This is a genomic window from Streptomyces sp. NPDC054770 (genome assembly GCF_053611985.1).
This window is the reverse complement of sequence record NZ_JBSHBL010000032.1, coordinates 30,390-49,314: the sequence shown is the minus strand read 5'-3', so window position 1 is coordinate 49,314 and position 18,925 is coordinate 30,390. Positions and strand designations below refer to the sequence as shown.

General features: G+C 72.5%; 16 protein-coding genes. 8 read left to right on the top strand and 8 right to left on the bottom strand.

Annotated features, from left to right (window positions below; all coding sequences use genetic code 11):
* Positions 1–11 precede the first annotated feature (11 nt).
* Genes ACWGKQ_RS26195 through sbnA form a run of 4 tightly spaced genes read left to right on the top strand, consistent with a single transcriptional unit; the run spans position 12 to position 6,520 of the window.
* The gene (locus ACWGKQ_RS26195) at positions 12–3,284 is read left to right on the top strand and encodes a non-ribosomal peptide synthetase (protein ID WP_453294385.1); all 3,273 of its coding nucleotides are present in this window, start codon (positions 12–14) and stop codon (positions 3,282–3,284) included.
* Positions 3,285–3,323: 39 nt separating this feature from the next.
* Positions 3,324–4,328 (top strand): TauD/TfdA family dioxygenase, encoded by a 1,005-nt coding sequence (locus ACWGKQ_RS26190; RefSeq protein WP_453294384.1) that lies wholly within the window; start codon positions 3,324–3,326, stop codon positions 4,326–4,328.
* Positions 4,325–5,395: a 2,3-diaminopropionate biosynthesis protein SbnB gene (gene sbnB, locus ACWGKQ_RS26185; RefSeq protein WP_453294383.1), complete on the top strand. Its 1,071-nt coding sequence runs from the start codon at positions 4,325–4,327 to the stop codon at positions 5,393–5,395. Before ACWGKQ_RS26190 ends, sbnB begins: the two co-directional genes overlap by 4 nt.
* Positions 5,396–5,431: 36 nt before the next feature.
* The gene (gene sbnA, locus ACWGKQ_RS26180; RefSeq protein ID WP_453294382.1) at positions 5,432–6,520 is read left to right on the top strand and encodes a 2,3-diaminopropionate biosynthesis protein SbnA; all 1,089 of its coding nucleotides are present in this window, start codon (positions 5,432–5,434) and stop codon (positions 6,518–6,520) included.
* A gap of 96 nt (positions 6,521–6,616) precedes the next feature.
* Here the strand turns inward: sbnA and ACWGKQ_RS26175 are convergent, their stop codons facing one another.
* The 3 genes from ACWGKQ_RS26175 to ACWGKQ_RS26165 all read right to left on the bottom strand — a co-directional run bounded on the left by ACWGKQ_RS26175 (position 6,617) and on the right by ACWGKQ_RS26165 (position 9,692).
* The gene (locus ACWGKQ_RS26175) at positions 6,617–7,822 is read right to left on the bottom strand and encodes a cytochrome P450 family protein (protein ID WP_453294381.1); all 1,206 of its coding nucleotides are present in this window, start codon (positions 7,820–7,822) and stop codon (positions 6,617–6,619) included.
* Between the two features lie 39 nt (positions 7,823–7,861).
* On the bottom strand, positions 7,862–8,629 hold the full coding sequence (locus ACWGKQ_RS26170; RefSeq protein WP_453294380.1) for a hypothetical protein: 768 nt from the start codon (positions 8,627–8,629) through the stop codon (positions 7,862–7,864).
* A 109-nt stretch (positions 8,630–8,738) separates the two neighbouring features.
* A complete protein-coding gene (locus ACWGKQ_RS26165) occupies positions 8,739–9,692 on the bottom strand; it encodes a hypothetical protein (protein ID WP_453294379.1) in 954 nt (317 codons plus the stop codon).
* 305 nt (positions 9,693–9,997) lie between these two features.
* Here ACWGKQ_RS26165 and ACWGKQ_RS26160 point away from each other — a divergent pair, with 305 nt between their 5' ends.
* Positions 9,998–11,149 (top strand): MFS transporter, encoded by a 1,152-nt coding sequence (locus tag ACWGKQ_RS26160; RefSeq protein WP_453294447.1) that lies wholly within the window; start codon positions 9,998–10,000, stop codon positions 11,147–11,149.
* Here ACWGKQ_RS26160 and ACWGKQ_RS26155 read toward each other — a convergent pair.
* From ACWGKQ_RS26155 to nac, 5 genes are all read right to left on the bottom strand, one after another.
* The gene (locus ACWGKQ_RS26155) at positions 11,122–11,976 is read right to left on the bottom strand and encodes a phosphotransferase (RefSeq protein WP_453294378.1); all 855 of its coding nucleotides are present in this window, start codon (positions 11,974–11,976) and stop codon (positions 11,122–11,124) included. The two genes, ACWGKQ_RS26160 and ACWGKQ_RS26155, sit on opposite strands and share 28 nt — an antisense overlap.
* A gap of 159 nt (positions 11,977–12,135) precedes the next feature.
* On the bottom strand, positions 12,136–13,164 hold the full coding sequence (locus ACWGKQ_RS26150) for an L-idonate 5-dehydrogenase (protein ID WP_453294377.1): 1,029 nt from the start codon (positions 13,162–13,164) through the stop codon (positions 12,136–12,138).
* Between the two features lie 32 nt (positions 13,165–13,196).
* Positions 13,197–13,967, bottom strand: a complete 771-nt coding sequence (locus tag ACWGKQ_RS26145; protein ID WP_453294376.1) for an SDR family oxidoreductase — start codon at positions 13,965–13,967, stop codon at positions 13,197–13,199.
* Entirely contained in the window at positions 13,964–14,953 is a 990-nt protein-coding gene (locus ACWGKQ_RS26140; RefSeq protein WP_453294375.1) for a 2-hydroxyacid dehydrogenase, read from the bottom strand. The genes ACWGKQ_RS26145 and ACWGKQ_RS26140 overlap by 4 nt, the downstream gene beginning before the upstream one ends.
* A 142-nt stretch (positions 14,954–15,095) precedes the next feature.
* Positions 15,096–16,022 carry a nitrogen assimilation transcriptional regulator NAC gene (nac, locus tag ACWGKQ_RS26135; RefSeq protein ID WP_453294374.1) on the bottom strand — a complete coding sequence of 309 codons (927 nt, stop codon included), beginning with the start codon at positions 16,020–16,022 and terminating at the stop codon, positions 15,096–15,098.
* A 357-nt stretch (positions 16,023–16,379) separates the two neighbouring features.
* On the opposite strand from nac, the gene ACWGKQ_RS26130 reads away from it, so the two are divergent.
* The 3 genes from ACWGKQ_RS26130 to ACWGKQ_RS26120 are packed head-to-tail and all read left to right on the top strand — an operon-like array spanning position 16,380 to position 18,847.
* Entirely contained in the window at positions 16,380–17,153 is a 774-nt protein-coding gene (locus ACWGKQ_RS26130) for a LamB/YcsF family protein (RefSeq protein WP_453294446.1), read from the top strand.
* 1 nt (position 17,154) lies between these two features.
* Positions 17,155–17,868 (top strand): 5-oxoprolinase subunit B family protein, encoded by a 714-nt coding sequence (locus tag ACWGKQ_RS26125; RefSeq protein ID WP_453294373.1) that lies wholly within the window; start codon positions 17,155–17,157, stop codon positions 17,866–17,868.
* On the top strand, positions 17,861–18,847 hold the full coding sequence (locus ACWGKQ_RS26120) for a 5-oxoprolinase subunit C family protein (protein ID WP_453294372.1): 987 nt from the start codon (positions 17,861–17,863) through the stop codon (positions 18,845–18,847). The genes ACWGKQ_RS26125 and ACWGKQ_RS26120 overlap by 8 nt, the downstream gene beginning before the upstream one ends.
* Positions 18,848–18,925: the final 78 nt, after the last annotated feature.

The following is an 18,925-nucleotide window of genomic DNA, read 5'->3' as shown; positions in this document are numbered from 1 at the left end:
AAGGCCATTCGATGGGAACGCGCGTGGAGACCGACCGGGAGTTCTGGACCCGGACACTGACCGCAGGCGGTGCCACCTCCGTGCCCCGGTGGGTGCGGGCACCGCTGCCGGGAACGGCCGGGCACGAGACGCCGGTGCCGGACGACGTGACGCGGGCGGTGCGTGAACTGGCCGGGCGGCAGGGCCTGCCGGTCGGCGCGCCGCTGCTCGCCGCCCACCTCAAGGTGCTGGCCGTGCTCTCCGGCGAGCCGGAGGTGGTCACGGGCCACGCCGGCACCGCGGCCGGCGAGCCGCTGCCGTGCCGGGTGCCCGTCCCTCCGGGGAGCTGGGCGGCCCTGCTCACGGCCGCCGGGCACGCCGAGGCGGAGGTGCTGGCGCACCGGGACCACCCGGTGGCGAAGCTGCGCCGCGAACTCGGGCTGACCGAGCCGCCGTACGAGGTCGTCTGGGGCCCTCTCGGAGTCCAGGAGACCCCCGCCGGCGAGAGCGTCCTGGACGTGCGCTGGTCCGACCGGGACGGCCGGCTGACGCTGCACGTGGGATACCGCACCGACGTCCTGGACGCCGAGGCCGCCGCCCGCATCGGCGGCTACCACCTGGCCGCGCTGCGGCTGCTGACGGCGGACCCCGACGCCGACCACAGCCGGCAGAGCCTGCTGTCGGCCGAGGAGCGGCGTGAGCAGCTGGAAGACCTGGCCGGGCCGCACCGCCCGCTGCCGGACGTCCGGGCGCACGAACTCTTCGAACAGCGGGTGCGGGCGCATCCGCGGGCCGTGGCGGCCGTACACGGCGCACGGGAGTGGACGTACGACGAACTCAACCGGCGTGCCAACAGGCTGGCGCGCGCCCTGCTGGCCCGGGGAGTGGGCCGGGAGGACGTGGTCGCCGTCGTCTCCGAGCGCACCCTCGACTGGCTGGCCGCGGTGCTGGCCGTGTTCAAGGCGGGCGGCGTGTACCTGCCGATCGAGCCGCACTTCCCGGCCGGCCGGATCGAGGCCACCCTGTCCCGGGCCGGCTGCCGGCTGGCGCTGACCGAGCCCGGCAGCACGGACAACCTCGACGCCGCGCTGGCCTCCCTGCCGGACGTCGAGAAGCTGCCGTTCGACACGGCGTACGCCGAACCGCACGCCGACGACGACCCCGGGATCCGCGTCGACCCCGGCCAGCTCGCCTACATCTACTTCACCTCCGGCTCCACCGGCGAGCCGAAGGGCGCGATGTGCGAGCACGCGGGCATGCTCAACCACCTCCACGCCAAGATCGACGACCTCGCGATCGGCGAGGGGACCGTGGTGGCGCAGACCGCCCCGCAGTGCTTCGACATCTCCCTGTGGCAGCTCGTCGCCCCGCTGCTGGTGGGCGGGCGGACCCTGCTGGTCGAGCAGGACGTGATCACGGACGTGGCCCGGTTCACCGACACCCTGGAGCGCGGCCGGGTCGGCGTGGCCCAGCTGGTGCCGTCGTACCTGGAGGTCGTGGCCTCCTACCTGGAGCAGCACCCGCGCACCCTGCCCGACCTGCGCTGCGTGTCGGTGACCGGCGAGGCGCTCAAACGGGAGCTGGTCCAGCGCTGGTTCGCGGTCCAGCCGGGCATCGCGCTCCTCAACGCCTACGGGCTCACGGAGACGTCGGACGACACCAACCACGAGCTCCTCCGGGAGGTGCCCGAGCGGGTACTGCTCGGCCGGGCCGTCAACAACGTCCGCGTCCACGTCGTCGACGAGCACCTGTCCCTGGTACCGCTGGGCGCCCCCGGACTGATCGCCTTCTCCGGTGTCTGCGTGGGCCGCGGCTACGTCAACGATCCCGAGCGCACCCGGGAGGCGTACCGCACCGACCCGCACCGGCCCGGTGAACGCCTCTACCTGGGCGGCGACTGGGGGCGCTGGCACCCCGGCGGCAAGCTGGAGTTCCTCGGCCGCCGGGACAGCCAGGTCAAGATCCGCGGGTTCCGGATCGAGATCGGCGAGATCGAGAACTGCCTGCTGCGGGTGGCCGGCGTACGGGACGGCGCGGTGGTCGTCGCCGAGCGGCCCGGCGGCGGCAAGCAGCTCATCGCCTACTACTCCGGCACCCGGCAGCAGCCGCAGGCCCTGCGCGAGGCGCTCGGCGCGGCGCTGCCCGCCTACATGGTGCCGTCCGCCTTCCACCGGCAGGACAGCCTTCCGCTGACCGCCAACGGCAAGATCGACAAGAAGGCCCTGACCCGGCTGGCCGAGACCGCCCCGGCCGGTGTCCGGCACCGCCCGACCGGCGGCACGGACCGGGCGGCGGGGGACGAACTCGGCCCGGCCGAGCGGAGGCTGGCCGCGGCCTGGGCCGAACTGCTCGGCGTGCCCGAGGAACAGATCGGCCGCACCGACCACTTCTTCGACTCCGGCGGCACCTCCCTGACCGCGGTCAAGCTCAGCCTCGCCCTCGACCGCGCGGTGTCCCTGAAGGACATCACCCGCAACCCGGTCCTCGCCGATCTGGCAGCCCTCCTCGACAGCCCGGCCCGGCAGCGCCCGGAGCTGCTGCTGACCCTGGCGGACGGCGACGGCACCTCCGCGTGCGCCCTCGTCTGCTTCCCGTACGCGGGCGGCAACGCGGTCAACTACCAGCCGATGGCGAGCGCCCTGGCGGGCAGCGGCCTCGCGGTCCTCGCCGTGGAGCCGCCCGGCCACAACCTGGCCGCGTCCCCCGAGCCGTTCGCACCCGTCGAGGAGGTGGCCGAACGGGTCGCCGCCGAGATCACGGCACGCGGACTGACCCGGGTCATGCTCTGGGGCCACTCCTCCGGAGCCGCACCGGCCGTCGAGACGGCCAGGAGACTCTGGCAACGGGGCGTACAGGTGGAACGGCTCTTCCTCGGCGCGCAGTTGCTCGGCACCGCCGCCGAACGGCACACCGCCGTCACCGAACTGGCGCACCTGAGCGACGCCGACATCGCGGCACGGCTGACCGCCGACGGCGGCCACACCGAACTCGCCGAACTGAACCCGCGGCACGCCGCCCACATCGCCGCCGCCTACCGGCACGACTGCGTCGCGGCACACCGCTACTTCGCCGCGGCCCTGGAAGCCCCGCCGCCCGGCAAGGTGTCCGCACCGGTCACGGTGGTCGTCGCCGCCGACGACCCGCACACCGCCGGCCACGCCCGCCACCACCGGGACTGGCTGCTCCTGGCCGACCGCGTCGAGCTGCACGAACTCCCCGACGGCGGCCACCACTTCCTGCGCACCCGCCCGGCCGAGGCCGCGCAGGCCGTCCTGACCACCGTCCTCCCCCTCGCCTCCTCCTGACCCGTCACACCCCAGGCGGTCGACCGAAAGGAACCCGAGATGCCGTTCTCATCCCTGGCATCACCGCTCGACGTGGAGCTGCGGCCGGACAAGCCAGCACTCCTGCACGTCGATCCACCCGACGACCCACCGAAGTGGGCGGCCGAGCACCGCGAGGCGCTGCGCGCACAGGTCACCGAGCACGGCGCACTGGTCGTCCGCGGCCTCGGACTCCGCGACCCCGACCAGGCCGGTGCCGTCTTCGGACAGCTGGCCGGGGAACTCCTCACGGAGCGGGAGGCCTTCGCCCCCCGCGAGGCCCACCGGCCCGGTGTGTACGCGTCCACGCCCTGGCCGGCCAACCAGCCCATGTGCATGCACCACGAGCTGAGTTACCCGCTCCAGGTGCCCGGCCTGATGCTGTTCGCCTGCATCACCGCGCCCGAACAGGGCGGGGCGACGGCGGTGGCCGACGCCGAAGAGGTGCTGCGGGCACTGCCCGGCGGGCTCGTCGAACGCTTCGAGCGCGAGGGCTGGATCCTCACCCGCACCTACAACGACGAGATCGGCGCGAGCCTCACCGAGTCCTTCGGCACCGGCGACCACGCCGAGATCGAACGCTACTGCCGGGCCAACGCCATCGACTTCACCTGGCAGCCCGACGGCTCCCTGCGCACCGAGCAGCGCCGCAACGCCGTCGTCCGGCACCCGCTCACGGGCCGGCGCTGCTGGTTCAACCAGATCGCCTTCCTCAACGAGTGGACCCTCGCCCCCGAGGTGCGCGAGTACCTGGTGGACGTCTACGGCGCGGACGGACTGCCGTTCAACACCCGCCACGGCGACGGCACCCCGATCGGCGAGGACGTCGTCCAGCTGATCAACAGCACCTACGAGGCACACACCCGGCGCGAACCCTGGCAGCGCGGCGACCTGCTGCTGGTGGACAACATCCGCACCGCGCACAGCAGAGAGGCGTTCACCGGCGAACGGCAGGTGGTGGTCGGCATGGGCGAACCCGTCCGGCCGGCCGAGGACTGCCCGGCCCTGGAGGCGAGCGAGCGATGACCGACGTACTGTCCTCGGCCGCCCGGGCGGCCGGGCCCGACCGGGCCTCCGTGCCGACCTTCGCGGTGATCACCGGCGCGCAGGTGCAGCGAGCGCTGAGCGGGCGCGAGAAACAGCTCGTGGAGCTGGTCGAGACCGTCTACCGGCTGCACGACGCCGGGGACTCGGTCAACCCGCCGTCGTACTTCCTGCGCTTCGAGGACCGGCCGACCTCGCGGATCATCGCGCTGCCGGCCTCCCTCGGCGGGACGGTCCAGGTGGACGGCCTGAAGTGGGTCTCCAGCTTCCCGGAGAACGTGGGCGCCGGGCTGCCGCGGGCCTCCGCGGTGCTCGTCCTCAACGACCACGACACCGGCTACCCGTTCGCCTGTCTGGAGAGCTCGATCATCAGCGCCACCAGGACCGCGGCCTCCGCGGCACTGGCCGCAGACTGGCTCAGCCGCGGCCGCGGCCGTCCCACCCGGGTCGGGTTCTTCGGCACCGGCCTGATCGCCCGCTACATCCACATGTTCCTGGCCGGCACCGGCTGGGACTTCGACGAGATCGGCGTGCACGACCTGTCCGCAGACAGCGCCGGCGGCTTCCGCGGCTACCTGGAGCAGACCGGCACGGGAGCGCGGATCACCGTCCACGACAGCGCCGAGGACCTGGTCCGCGGCAGCGACCTCGTGGTCTTCGCCACCATCGCGGGCCGGCCCCATGTCACGGACCCGGCCTGGTTCACCCACAACCCGTTGGTCCTGCACGTGTCCCTGCGCGACCTCGCCCCCGAGGTCCTGCTGGGTGCGGCCAACTTCGTCGACGACGTCGACCACTGCCTCAAGGCCGACACGTCACCCCACCTGGTCGAACAGCTCACCGGCAGCCGCGACTTCCTCAACGGAACCCTCGGCGACGTCATGTCCGGACGGGCCGCCCCGCCGCCCGACCGCCCGGTGATCTTCTCGCCCTTCGGACTCGGCGTCCTCGACCTCGCCGTCGGCAAGCACGTCTACGACGAGGTGTCCCGGGCCGGGGACCTCTGTCTCATCGATGACTTCTTCCACGAACTGCGCCGGTACGGCTGAGGCCGTCGTCCTCGGCCCGGCACCAGGAGGCCCGCCGTGCCTGTCATCTCCGCTCCCTACGCCTTCAACGAGGGCGATCTCTACGTCGACCTGGAGTCGATCTGCGGACACCCGCTCTATCTGAAGTGCGAGGCCTTCAACTTCGCCGGATCCATCAAGCTGAAGGCCGCCAACGAGATGGTGGAGAACGCCGAGCGGGACGGAATCCTGAAAGAGGACTCCGTGCTCGTCGAGTCCTCCTCCGGCAATCTCGGCGTCGCACTCAGCATGATCGCCGCGAGCAAGGGCTACCGGTTCCTGTGCGTGACGGACTCCCGTTGCAACCTGTCGACCCGACTCCTGATGGAGGCCCTCGGCAGCGAGGTGCACATCGTGGCCGACCCGGACGAGAACGGCGGGTTCCTGGGCACCCGGATCGAGTACGTCCGCTCGCTGTGCGAGTCGGACGACCGGTACGTCTGGCTCAGCCAGTACACCAACGCGGGCAACTGGACGGCGCACTACCGTACGACCGCCCCGGAGATCGCCCGCCGGTTCCCCGAACTGGACGTCCTGTTCGTCGGCGCGGGCACCACCGGAACCCTCATGGGCTGCGCCCGCTACTTCCGCGAGTGGCACCGGCCGGTGCGGATCGTCGCGGTGGACGCGGCGGGCTCGGTGGCGTTCGGCGGCGAACCGGGCCGCCGGATGATCCCCGGCCTCGGCATGAGCATGCGCCCGCCGCTGCTCGACGAGTCCTTCGTCGACGAGGTGATCCGGGTGGAGGAGCCGGACACCATCCGGATGTGCCACCGCATGGCCCGGCACGGCTTCCTGTTCGGCGGCTCCACCGGGACCGTGGTCAGCGGCGCGACGGACTGGCTGTCCCGGCACGACGCCGGTGACCTCACCGCGGTCGCCATCGCACCGGACCTCGGCGAGCGCTACCTGGACACCATCTACCAGACCAACTGGCTCCAGGACCTGTACGGCGACCAGGTGCTCGCCACCGAGGACGGCGACCGGGTGCCCGACACCGGGGACGAGGCCCAGGTGCCCGACACCAGGGACACCGCACCGTCGAAGCCGCTGCCCCGGGAACCCAAGTCCGCCTCCCGCGCACCGGCCCGCCGGCGCAGCACCTGACGCCGGCACCCGGCACGACACGCCGGAGCGCAGCCCCTCGGAGATGCCAGTGCGGCAGCACCCGGGGGGCCGCGGCGTGCCCGCCGGCCGGACCCCTCAGTAGCGCACGGGCAGGGCCAGCAGCCCCCGGGTGCGCATCGACGGACGCCACCCCAACCGGTCCGCCGGGACGTCGAGTTCGAGACGGGGGAAGCGCTGCAGCAGCGCGCCGAGCGCGATCTCGGCCTCCAGCCGGGCGAGCGGTGCGCCGAGGCAGTAGTGGATGCCGTGCCCGAGGGCCAGGTGCCCGGTGGCGTCGCGGCCGATGTCGAGCCGGTCGGGCTCGGGGAAGCGGCGCGGGTCGCGGTGGGCCGCCGCCAGGGACAGCAGCACCGTCTCGCCCGCCGGGACGGTGACCCCGCCGATGCTGACGTCCTCGGTCGGGAAGCGGCGGATGGCGAGCGGCGCGGGCCCGTCGAAGCGGGCCAGCTCCTCCACGGCCGGCCCGAGCCGGTCCGGGTCCGCGCGCAGCGCGGCCAGTTGGGCGGGGTTCTGGAGCAGCGCCAGAGTGGCGTTGCCGATCAGATGGACGGTGTTCTCGTACCCGGCGAACAGGATGAGGAAGGCCAGCGACATCAACTCGTCCTCGCTGAGCCGGTCCTCCTCGTCCCGTACCGCGATCATCGCGGAGAGCAGGTCGTCGGCGGGCTCGGCACGCTTGCGGGCGAGCAGCCGGGCGAAGAAGGCCAGCAGCGCCCCGACGGCCTCCTTCGCCCGCTCGGGCCGGGCGGGGTCGGGGACGACCAGGGCGTCGGTCCAGGACCGGAAGTCGGGCCGGTCCTCCTCGGCCACGCCCAGCAGTTCGCAGATCACGGCGATGGGCAGCGGCGCCGCGTAGGCGTCGATCAGATCGGCACGGCCGAGGGGTGCCATGGCGTCGAGCAGCGCGTCGGCGGTCCGCCGGACCGGTTCGCGCAGCAGGGCGATCCGGCGGGGCGTGAACGCCCGGGACACCAGGCGCCGGACGCGGGTGTGGTCGGGCGGGTCCATGTTCAGCAGGTTGGCGTCGAGCGCGGGCGGCAGCGCGAGCCCGCGGTAGCCGCCGGGCTTGGCGTTGGCCTTGTCGAGGGAGAGCCGCGGGTCGGCCAGGGCCTGCCGCACGTCCTCGTACCGCGTCACCAGCCAGGCCGGCAGCCCGTCGGTGCCGGCGACCCGGTGCACGGGCCCGGCCTCCCGCAGCCGGGCGTACCCGGCGTACGGGTCGGCGAGCAGCTCCGCGGGGTCAACGGCGGCCGGGGCGGGGGGTGTTGTACTGGCTTCCATGCCCCAACCCTAGACAGCGCGGGCGGGGACGGCGGCCGCTCACCCCGATGCCGGGGTGCCGTCGGGTGCGTCGGCGGAGTGCAGCAGCCGCAGGAACGCCTTGACGCCCGCGATGATCTCCTGGTTGTCGGTGAGGCGGTTGACCGTGGACTCGAACTGCCTGCCCAGCGCCGCGATCCTGCGGTCCGCCTCCTCGGCCCGCTCGTACGAGCCCATGGCCAACGCGTCCACGGTCCGGCGCAGTTCGGCGAGGGCCCGGTACTGTTCCTCCGCCTTCTCCTCCAGGACCCGGGTCCCGGCCTCGGCCCGGTTCAGCCGGGAGTGCAGCTCGACGACGTCGTCCCGCGGATACCTGACGTCCTTCAGGAGGGTGCCAAGCCGCCTGCGGAGCTGGGCGAAGTACGCGCCGGCCGGCCGGAAGAAGGTGCTCAGCAGGAAGAACGCGGCGAACCAGTACCCCGTGAACTCGCCCGTCGCCCAGGTGACCGCGACGACGACCACCGCCGTCAGGACGTGCCCCGCGACCGCCGCCCTGAGCATCGCACGGGCGATGCGCGCCGCCTCGGCGTCCCGGGCCGCCGGGACCTGTATGCCCTTGTCCCGGCTGACCGCGATCTCGGCGAGTACCGCATGCGCCCGGAAGTACAGGTTCCAGGGCAGGGTGAGCAGGAGCAGCAGCCACAGCAGGCTCAGCACACCCGCCCCCACGGCGAACACCACCGCGGGCGGTGCCCCTGCCACATACGCGAAGACCAACGCCGCGGCCGCCGCCACGACGGCCGCCACCCCTCCGAGAAGTCTGCCCATGCCCCCGTCTCCGTCCCCTGTCACACGCCGACACCGCCCATCGTCCCGGCCCCGGCGCGGGGCGGCATGAGTAGCCGTACTCAGGGCAACGGGACGTGGGTACGGGGGCTTACCTCACGTCGACGAAGTCGCCCGCGGCGGAGACGGCCGGGGTGGTGGTCGTCCCGGCGAACGAGTAGCGCCAGTAGCCGTCGGCGCTCGCCTTGTACGTCGCCCTGAGCTTGCCGTGGCTGTCCGTGGTGACGGTCTTGAGGGTGGTGTAGGTGCTGGTCCCCTTCCTGCGGAACTGGAGCCTGACCTTCTGCCCGGTGTAGCCGGCGTACTTGTGGGTGTCCCAGTCGGCGCGGGTGAGGGCGCCGGTGACGGTGAGCGTCCTGCCCTTCCCGACCGGCTCGGGCGTGGCGTTCACGGTGAGCTTGGACAGGCGGCGGACCGTGGGGGAGGACTGCCCGGCCAGGTCGGCGGTGCCGATCTTGCTGACGTCGGCCGGTTCCTGCTGGTTCTGGCCGTTGTAGGCGATCGCCCAGGCCACGGCATGCCAGGTGGCCCCGGCGTCGGCGTCGTGCAGGTCCGAGCGCGGGTAGATGTCCACCTTCCCCGTGCATTTCATGCCGGTGACGACCTTGTCGGACGAGGACTCGGAGGAGGTCACGTCGCAGGAGGCCGGCTGGTCGCCGTAGAGGTCGTTCGCCGGCTTGGTGGCGGAGCCCCGGTACAGGTCGAGACCGACGTAGAAGTCCGGGGCCGAGACGTCCACGTCGGTCGCCGTGAGGGCGAAGCTGTAGGACAGGTGCACGATGGCGTCCGTGCCCACGGACACGGCGGACCTGCCGCCGGCGACCTTCACCTTCGAGAAGGTGACGGCCAGGGCGTAGGGCTGCTTGGCCTTCGCGGTCGCGGCCGTGAGGGCGGTCTGCCCGCCGCTGCCGGCGGATGTGCCGGTGAGCTGCCAGGGCCGGACGGAAGCCGGGGCATCGGCGGCGGTGGCGGCCGGAACGGCGGCACAGGTCAGCGCGGCGGCGCCGCAGGCGACGGCGACGGCCGCGGTGGTGCGTATACGCATGTGTTCTCCGTGGGAGAAGCGCCGGGAGCGACGACGACAAGTCGCCGTCCCGGCGCGAGAGTTCGGCGGGCCGACCGAACCCGGTCGGCGTTGATCTTGACGTTTGACTCAGACACGCCACCCCGGCGAATGGTTGCGCCCGGTTTCCCGGACACGGAATTCGGTTGCCGCGGGCTCCATGAGACCGGTGAGGTGTAGGGATGGACGGCGTCACGGGACAGGTGCGACGGGCAGGGCCCGGACACGGCCGTGCGACCGCACGGCAGCCGGCTCCGTGGCACCGGTCGGCGGTGCTCGCGGCCCTGATGCTGGCCGCCTTCACGTTCAACACCGCCGAGAGCCTCCCGATCGGCCTCCTGGAACTCATCTCCGGAAGCCTTCGGGTGTCCCTGCCGGCGGTCGGTCTCCTGGTCACCGGTTACGGCGTCGCGGTGGCCGTCGCGTCCGTGCCGATCGCGCACGTCGTACGGGCCGTGCCCCGACGGCATGTCCTTACGGCGCTGCTGGCCGCGCTCGTCGTGTCCAGCCTGGTCGCGGCGCTGGCGACCGCCTACTGGACGCTTCTCGTGGCGAGGCTGCTGACCGCGCTCGCCCAGGCGCTCTTCTGGGCCGTGACGGGGCCGGTCGCGGTGGGCCTGTTCGCACCAGGGGTGCGCGGGCGCGTGGTCGGGGCGCTGTCCGTCGCGGGTTCATGCGCCCTCGTCCTCGGTGTTCCCGCCGGGACCTGGCTGGGCCGGCACAGCGACTGGCGGGTGCCGGTCGCCCTACCGGCCGCCTGCGGGCTGATCTCCCTGACGACGATCGCTGCGCTGCTGCCGACCTCGCGGCCGCAGGACGAGCCCGCCGCCTACGCGACCAGGCCCGACGCCCGCCGGTTCGGGACGGTACTGGCGGCCGGGACCCTGTCCGCGACGGGAGCGTTCGCCGGGTACACCTACCTCGTGCGGTTCCTGGGCGAGGTCGGCGGCTTCTCCCCGAGCGCCGTCACCACCCTGCTCGTGGTGTTCGGTGCCGCCTGCCTGGCCGGAGTGAGCATCACCGGGGCGTTCCTGGACCGCTTCCCGTACGCCGCGCTGCCCGCCGCCGTGGGCACGCAGGCGGTGGGCATGCTCGGCCTGTATGCGGCCGGCGGGGATCCGGTGGGGGCGGTGGTGTTCCTGGTCCTCATGGGCGGTGCACTCGGGCCGGTGTTCATGGCCGCCCAGAACGAGATGCTGCACTGCGCACCGGGCCGCACCGACCTCGCACTCGCGGCGAACTCCGGCTCCTACAACGCCGGCATCGCGGCGGGCGCCGCGCTCGGCGGACTGATCCTGTCACTCGCCGGCGTGCGGGACGCCTTCCTCGCCGGCGGACTGCTGACCGCCGGATCCTGCGCGGTCCTGCTCGGTGCCCGACTGCTGCCGGCCGCGACCTCGAAGGTCTGCGATCAACCGCGGGCGCCCGGTCCGCCCTGATCGAGTGCGGCCCGGATCTGATCGAGCCACTCCCTGCCCACCCGGTGCCCGTCCGGGAACTGGTCGTCCCGGTCCCAGCGCCACGTTGTGATCATCGCCAGCACGAGGATCCGGCACGCGCGCAGCAGGTCCTGGTCGGCCCCCGGATAGTGCTCGCCGACTTCTTCGGGCGCATGGGCGAGGTCGAACTCGACGGGCCCGCGGCAGCACGTCTCCAGGTCGATGAACAGCAGCCCGTTCTTCGTGGTGAGCACGTTGCCCGGGTGCGGTTCGCCGTGCAGCAGCTGCTCGCCGCCGCCGCGCCGGCCGATCGCTCGTCCCAGGCCGTGCAAGGTGTCGCCGAGCAGTGCCCGGTCCGCGTCGGCGAGCGCCGGAGTGCGGTCGCGGTCCGCCACGAGTCGCTGAGCCTGTGCGACCCGGTCGGTGAAGTGCGGCGTCGGGACGTCGAGTTCGCGCATGCCGGCATGCAGCCGGTCCAGCGCATGGGCGAAGTCGGCCGGTGGGACCTCTCGACGAGGTGCCTCGGGTGCGTAGTAGGTCCACAGCGTGACCGCGAAGCCGTCACGCTCATGGACGCGTGGCTCCACCCGAGGCTCCAGAGCAGCCACCGGGCACCCGGCTGCGGCGAGCCGCTGGGCAAGCTCGACCTCGAACTGCGCGACCTGATGTGCCACAGGTGCCACCCGGGCCAGGACGTCACAGGGCAGCAGCCGCAGCGTCAGCTTGTTCGAGTCATGGAGAACGATCGCGTCGTCGGCGGTCAGGCCGAGTGACGAGGCGATCGACAGGGCCGCCGCCACCGCACGCCGGACCTCCGACACGTGCATCGTCGCCTGACCCCTCTCCCCGTACCGGTGCAGGCTGCTGCCGGGCCACATCGTACCGCGATGCCGTTTTCGCTGGTCAGCGGTGCTCGGGACCGCGAAGAGGAGATGCCTCGGCGACCGATGGGACCGAATCGCCGACCCGGTCGGGGCCACTCGTCCTCAGGCGTGTGTCAGGTCCAGCAGCACCTTCGAGGCGACCGTGCGGTCGTGGGCGATGTCGAAGGCCGCCTTCGCGTCGGCGAGGGGGAAGGTGTGGGTCACGACGGCGTCGACCGGCAGGGGGCCGGCGAGCAGTTCGATCGCCTCGTCGAACTCGGTGTCGAACCGGAAGGCGCCGCGCAGGTCCAGTTCGCGGGTGACGGTGATGTTCCCGAGCAGCGGAACCTCGCCGGGAGGCAGCAGTCCGAGGAGGACGACCGTGCCGCCCCGGCCGGTCCGCTCCACGCAGGTCCGCAGTCCCGAGGGAGCCCCGGACGCCTCCACCGAGACGTCGAACGAAGCTCCCCAGGCGGGGGCGTCCGGCTCGTCCGCGCGGACGAGCCCGGTGGCGCCGCAGGCCCCCGCGATCCGCAGCGGCGGGTCCATCAGGTCGCTCACCACGACCTCGGCGGCCCCCCGGTGGTGCAGGACGGCGGTGACGAGACAGCCGATCGGTCCCGCGCCGGTGACCAGCACCCGCTTGCCGCGTACGTCGCCTGCCCGTCGTACCGCGTGCAGGGCCACGGACAGCGGCTCGGCAAGTACCGCGCGGCGCGGGTCGAGCCCCGGCGGAAGGGCACGGAGCTGGGCGGCCGGGACCGTGACCTGCTGGGCGAATCCGCCCTGGACGTGCGGCGTGCGGGCGGCACTGCCGAGGTAGCGGCTGTGGGCGCAGACATTGCGCCGGCCGGCACCGCACTCGGCGCAGCGGTCGCACGGGGTGGCCGGGTGGACGGCCACCGGGGTGCCCACGGCCGGACCCTCGGCACCCGGACCGAGGGCCGCCACGTGGCCGACGATCTCGTGGCCCAGCACCATGGGCTCCCGCACGGTGAAGTCACCGACACGGCCGTGGCGGTAGTAGTGCAGGTCGGATCCGCAGATGCCGCCGAAGGCGACGGTGACCGCCACCTCTGTGGGACCGGGCGCGGACGGCGTGAGCTCCTCGACGCGGAGGTCTCCCGCCTTGTGGATGACGCAGGCGTGCATGGTGGAGGTTTCCTTCTGAGGCAGGGGCCGGATCAGAGGACGGAGAGCATGCCGCCGTCCACGTAGAGGATCTGCCCGTTGACGAAGTCGGACGCGGGGGAGGAGAGGAAGACCAGGGCTCCGACGAGGTCCTCGACCCTGCCCCAGCGGCCTGCGGGCGTGCGCCCCCGGACCCAGGCGCTGAAGTCCTCGTCGGCCACCAGGGCGGAGGTCAGTTCCGTGTCGAAGTACCCCGGGCCGATGCCGTTGACCTGGATACCGAGGGGGCCCAGGTCCGCACACATGCCCTTGGTGAGCATCTTCAGACCGCCCTTGGTGGCCGCGTAGGGCGCGATGCCGGGCCGGACCACCTCGCTCTGCAGCGAACAGATGTTCACGATCTTGCCGTGGCCGCGGGAGGCCATGTGCCGTGCGACCTCGCGGCCGACGAGGAAGGCGCTGGTGAGGTTGGTGGCGAGCAGACGGTGCCAGTCCTGGTCGGTGAACTCCAGCAGCGGGGCGCGGTGTTGTGCCCCCGTGTTGTTCACCAGGATGGCGATCGGGCCGGTCTCCTCCTCGACGCGGGCGACGCCGGCGGCCACCGCCGCCGGATCCGTCACGTCGAACGCCGCGGTGTGCACCCGGTCGCCGTGCAGGGCGGCGAACTCGGCGCGGGTCTTCTCCAGCGCCACGGCGTCACGGCCGTTGAGGACGACCGTGCATCCGGCCTCCAGGAGCCCCGCGGCGAGCGCCTTGCCGATGCCGCGGCTGGAGCCGGTCACCAGGGCGGTCCTTCCCGTGATGTCGAACCCGGGGTGGATCATGCGCGCACCCCGCCCGGAACGGCCGCGGTGCCGGGCAGCGGCGTACGTGCGGGGCGGTCCCGGAGGACGTCGAGGATGTTGTCGACGGCCAGGTCCACCATGGCGGCACGGGTGCTGTCCGTGGCCGATCCGATGTGCGGCAGGGTGACCACGTACGGCTCGGTGACCAGCGGGGAGAGTTCCGTGCCCATCGGCTCCCGCTCGAACACGTCGAGGCCCGCGGAGTGCAGTCCGCCCTCCTGGATCGCCTTGAGGAGTGCCTCCTCGTCCACGACCCCGCCGCGTGAGGTGCTGACCAGCGTCGCCGTCGGCTTCATCGCGGCGAGTTCGCGGTGGGAGATCAGGTGCCGCGTCTCCGGCGTGAGCGGGACGTGGAGCGAGACGACGTCGGCCTCGGCCAGCAGTGTCTCCAGGGTCACCGAGGCCGAGAGGAGGTCGTCGGCCGCGTACGGATCGTGGTGGATCACGCGCATGCCGAAGCCCTGCGCCCGGCGGGCCACCGCACGGCCGATCTGCCCGTAGCCGATGAGGCCGAGGGTGGCTCCGTGGATGTCGAGGCCCAGGTAGTCGTGCATCCGGAACTGGTCCCAGGAGCCCTGCGCCAAGCTCGCGGCGGCGGCGCCGAGCCGTCGGCGGGCCGCGAGGATCAGGGCGAAGGTGAGGTCGGCGGTGGTCTCCGCGAGGACCCCCGGGGTGTGGGTGACGACGATGCCCCGCTCCGCGGCGGCGGGCCGGTCCACGTTGTCGAAGCCCATGCTGGCGAGCGCGATCACCCGCAGGGACGGGCCGGCGGCGTCCATGAGCGCGGCGTCCACCGGGTCGTTGCCCAGCGCGAGGACGCCGGTGCTGCCGGGGACGATCGCGGCGAGGTCGTCGGGGCCGGGCTTGGCGGGGCCGTGCCAGGACACCACGTCCGCCGCCCCGGCCAGCCGCCGCAACCCGGAACCGGGCAGTTCGTCCCGGGTGGTGAGCACGCGAATTGTCATCTGTGGCTCCAGTGCCGAAATCGGGCCCGGCCGGCCGGGCAGGAGGTTTCGGCACACGCTAACCATCGTCCTGGCCGGGCACAAATAGCTGTTCGCTGTGACGCTATCGGCAGTTCTTATTCTCGACTCTCATTCGAGACTCTTATTCACGGCTCTTGTCGTCGGAGCGGTCGTGAAAGTCCCTCACCAGCTCCAGGAAGAGATCGTGCACCGCCAGTGCCGGTTCGGACAGCGGCTGGTTGTCGGACGTGACCAGGGAGAGCTTGACCTGGATCACCGGGTCGACGATGCGGCGCGCGCTCAGGGAGCGGACGTCGAGGATGGCGCGGGCGGCGGACCAGGGCAGCACGGTGTCGCCGAGACCGGCGTCCACGGCGTTCACGAGCGTGAGGGCGGACTCGACCTCGCCGACCACGTTCGGCTCCAGCGACGCCTGCTGGAAGGCGGCGTCCACCACCTGCCGGATGGTGTGGATCCGGCTGGGCAGCAGCAGGGGGACGTGCTCCAGCTGCTGCAGGCCGACATCCCCCACCGGTGGCGATCCGGTGCCGTCCTCGGCTCCGATCAGGAACAGGTCCTCCGTGCGCAGGTGCTCGAACTGCACACCGCGCAGCGGGCCCGCCCCGTAGATGAACGCCATGTCCATCCGGCCCGTCATGATCGCCTCGCTGATCACGCCGCCGAAGTTCTCGTTGACGTGCAGCAGGATGTCGGGGTAGCGCTCCCGGACGCTCTTGAGCAGGGGCAGCGCGAGCGCCGCACCGAGGCTGTACGGGGCCAGGCCCACCGAGACGCTGCCGGCCGGGGCACGGCCCGAGACCCGGACCGCCGCATGGGCGAGGTCGACCTGCCGCAGGATCAGCTGGGCATGGCGGTACAGGGCCCGGCCCGCTTCGGTCGGCGCGACCCCGCGTTTGCTGCGGATCAGCAACTGCTGGCCGAACTGCGCCTCCAGGGAGGAGAGCTGCTGACTCAGCGCGGGCTGGGCGATGTGCAGGATGTCGGCCGCGCGCGTGATGCTCCCCGCATCGATGATCTTGATGAACGAGTAGAGCCGTCTGGTGTCCATGGGGGGAGCCTTCCGGTCGAGCGGAGTCACATCGTAGGAAGTCACCGGGGTGGAGCACAGGCTCCGGAGGGTCTGGATGTGGGCTGAGTCATACTGATCCGCGATAACGCCAAACCGAACGGGTATTGGCGGTCCGGTGAGTGCTCGATTAAGTTGAGCGAAACATCGCCCGTGGATCTGCTCGAAGACGAGCGTCCGACAGCCCGCGAGTTCGTCGGTGCATCGGTTCGTCCAGGAATTATCCCACCGCTTCGCATTCGCGGTCTCCGCTCCGGTGAATTCGGATTCCGATGCGGAATGCGTGACCGTGCCCGGCGATTTCATCCCCCTTTTCTCCCGGAGGACGCCTTGACCCACATGGTTGATCTCGTCGCCGATCTCGGCGAGGGATTCGGCGCCTACACGATGGGCGACGACGAAGCCCTCTTGGAGCTGCTCACCTCCGCCAATGTCGCCTGCGGCTTCCACGCCGGCGACCCGCGCATCATGGACGCGACCGTCCGCGGGTGCGTGCGGCGGAACGTGGCCGTCGGCGCCCATCCGAGCTTTCCGGACCTGGCCGGCTTCGGCCGACGCGCCATGGACCTCACGCCGGAGGAGGTACGCACCGACGTGCTGTACCAGGTCGGCGCCCTGCAGGCGTTCGCCACGGCGTACGGCACCCGGGTACGGCACGTCGCTCCGCACGGGCGGCTGGGCAATCTGGTCGCCGTCCGGCCGGACTACGCCAGGGCCGTCGTGGACGCCGTCTCCTCCCTCGACGACTCGCTGATCGTGCTCGCCCAGGACGGCGAGCTGGCCGAAGCGGCCCGGGACCGCGGCCTGCGCGTCGGGATCGTCGGCATCGCCGACCGGGCCTACCGGGACGACGGCACCCTCGTGCCCCGCTCCGAGCCCGGCGCGGTCATCCACGACCCGGACGAGATCGCCCGGCGCACCCTGCGCATGGTGACCGACGGCGTCATCGGCAGCGTCGGGGGGAAAGACCTGCCGGTCGCCTGCGACACCGTGCTCCTGCACGGCGACACCCCCGGCGCCCTCGCGCTGGCCGGCCGCATCCGGGCCGAGCTCCTCACCGCGGGCGTCCGCATCACCGGCCTCGACGAGGTCCTGATCGGCAAAGGCCACTGACATGCGCAGCAACGTCGTGATCACGGACTGCGGTGACTCCGGCCTGATCGCCCGGGCCGTGGGCCTGGACGCCGAGGAGGGCTGGCGGCTCGTCCACGCCCTGGCGGACGCGCTCGACGCCGTACAGCTCCATGGCGTGCTGGGCGTCGTACCCACCTACGACACCCTGCTGGTGGAATTCGACTGCACCGGCACGGACCACGACACGCTGCGCAGCATCCTGTGGCACGAGGCCGCACGGTTCGCCTCGGCGGTCCCCCGCACGAGGGCACCCCGACGCTTCGTCGTACCCGTCGTGTACGGCGGCGAGCACGGCCCCGACCTGCCCGAGGTCTCCGCACAGCTCGGACTGACCGCGAGCGAGGTCGTCGACCTGCACACCGGCTCCGATCTCATGGTGCGCTGCCTCGGCGCCCCCGCCGGTGCGCCGATGATGGACGGCCCGCCCTTCCCCGTACCGGTACCGCGGCTGGCGTCACCCCGCGTCCGGGTCGAGCCCGGCTGCGTGGCGGTCGCCGGCCGCCAGGCCGTGATCTGCCCGATGCCCTCGCCCGGAGGCTGGCCGCTCCTCGGCCGTACCCCCGTGCGCGTCCTCGACCCGTGCGCCGACCCCCTCACCGCGTACCTCCCCGGGGACACCTTCCGGTTCGTCGCGATCACCCCCGACGAGTGGGACGACCACGCCGGCACCCCCCTGGCGGCCTGCCATGGCTGAGACCCTCGTGATCCGTACCCCCGGCCTCACCACCGTGCAGGACCTGGGCCGGGTCGGCCGCTCCCGCTACGGGCTGCCCGCCAACGGGGCCTCGGACCAGCACTCGGCGCGCGTCGCCAACGTGCTGTGCGGCAACGACGACCGGGCACCGCTGCTGGAGATCACCGCTCTGGACTTCGCCTGCACCCCGTCGGCCGACATCCTCGTCGCCGTGACGGGGGCCCCGGCCGACCTCACCGTGGCCGGAGTCCGGCGCCCGCAGTGGGAACCGGTCTCCGTCCGCGCGGGCGACACGATCCGGATCGGCAACATCCGGCACGGGCTCCGCGTCTACCTGGCCGTACTCGGTTCCTTCGAAGCCGACTACCTCCAGGGCAGTTGCGCCCCGGACACCGTCCTCGGCTTCGGCACCGGGCTGGGCACCGGAGACGAACTGGTCCTGCGGACGGCCTGTCCGCCCGTCGCCCACCCGTACTCCGGCATCCCCCTGTTCCGCCTGAACGCGCCCGTCCCGAGGTTCTCCGCCCCGTGGACGATCGACGTCACCGACGGCCCCGACCGGGCCGAGTTCGGCGACACCGCGGCCCGCCTCTTCGCGGCGCCCTTCACCGTCACCCCGCAGAGCAACCACATCGGCCTGCGGCTGCGGGGCGACGTACCCCGGCGCGTCACCACGGGCGAGATCCTCTCCCGCGGCGTACCGATCGGGGCCGTCGAGGTACCGGCAGGGGACGAACTCCTCGTGCTGCACCGCGGCCGCGGCGTCACGGCCGGCTACCCCGTCCTCGCCGTGGTCACCGCCACCGGACTGTCCGCCCTGGGCCAGGTCCGTCCCGGACAGACCGTCCGCTTCCGCCACCGCACGCTGGACCAGGCGATCACCGCCTACCGCACCCAGCGCAACGCCGTCGACGCCCTGCGGACCCGTGTCCACAGCGCGTTCGACGCCCTGCGCCTCCCCGTTCCCGTCTGCAGCTGACCATGATCCCCCAGCTGCTCCTGGCCGCCCCGCACGCAGCCGCTCGCCCCTGCACCCATGCCTGTGCCAGACAGGAGA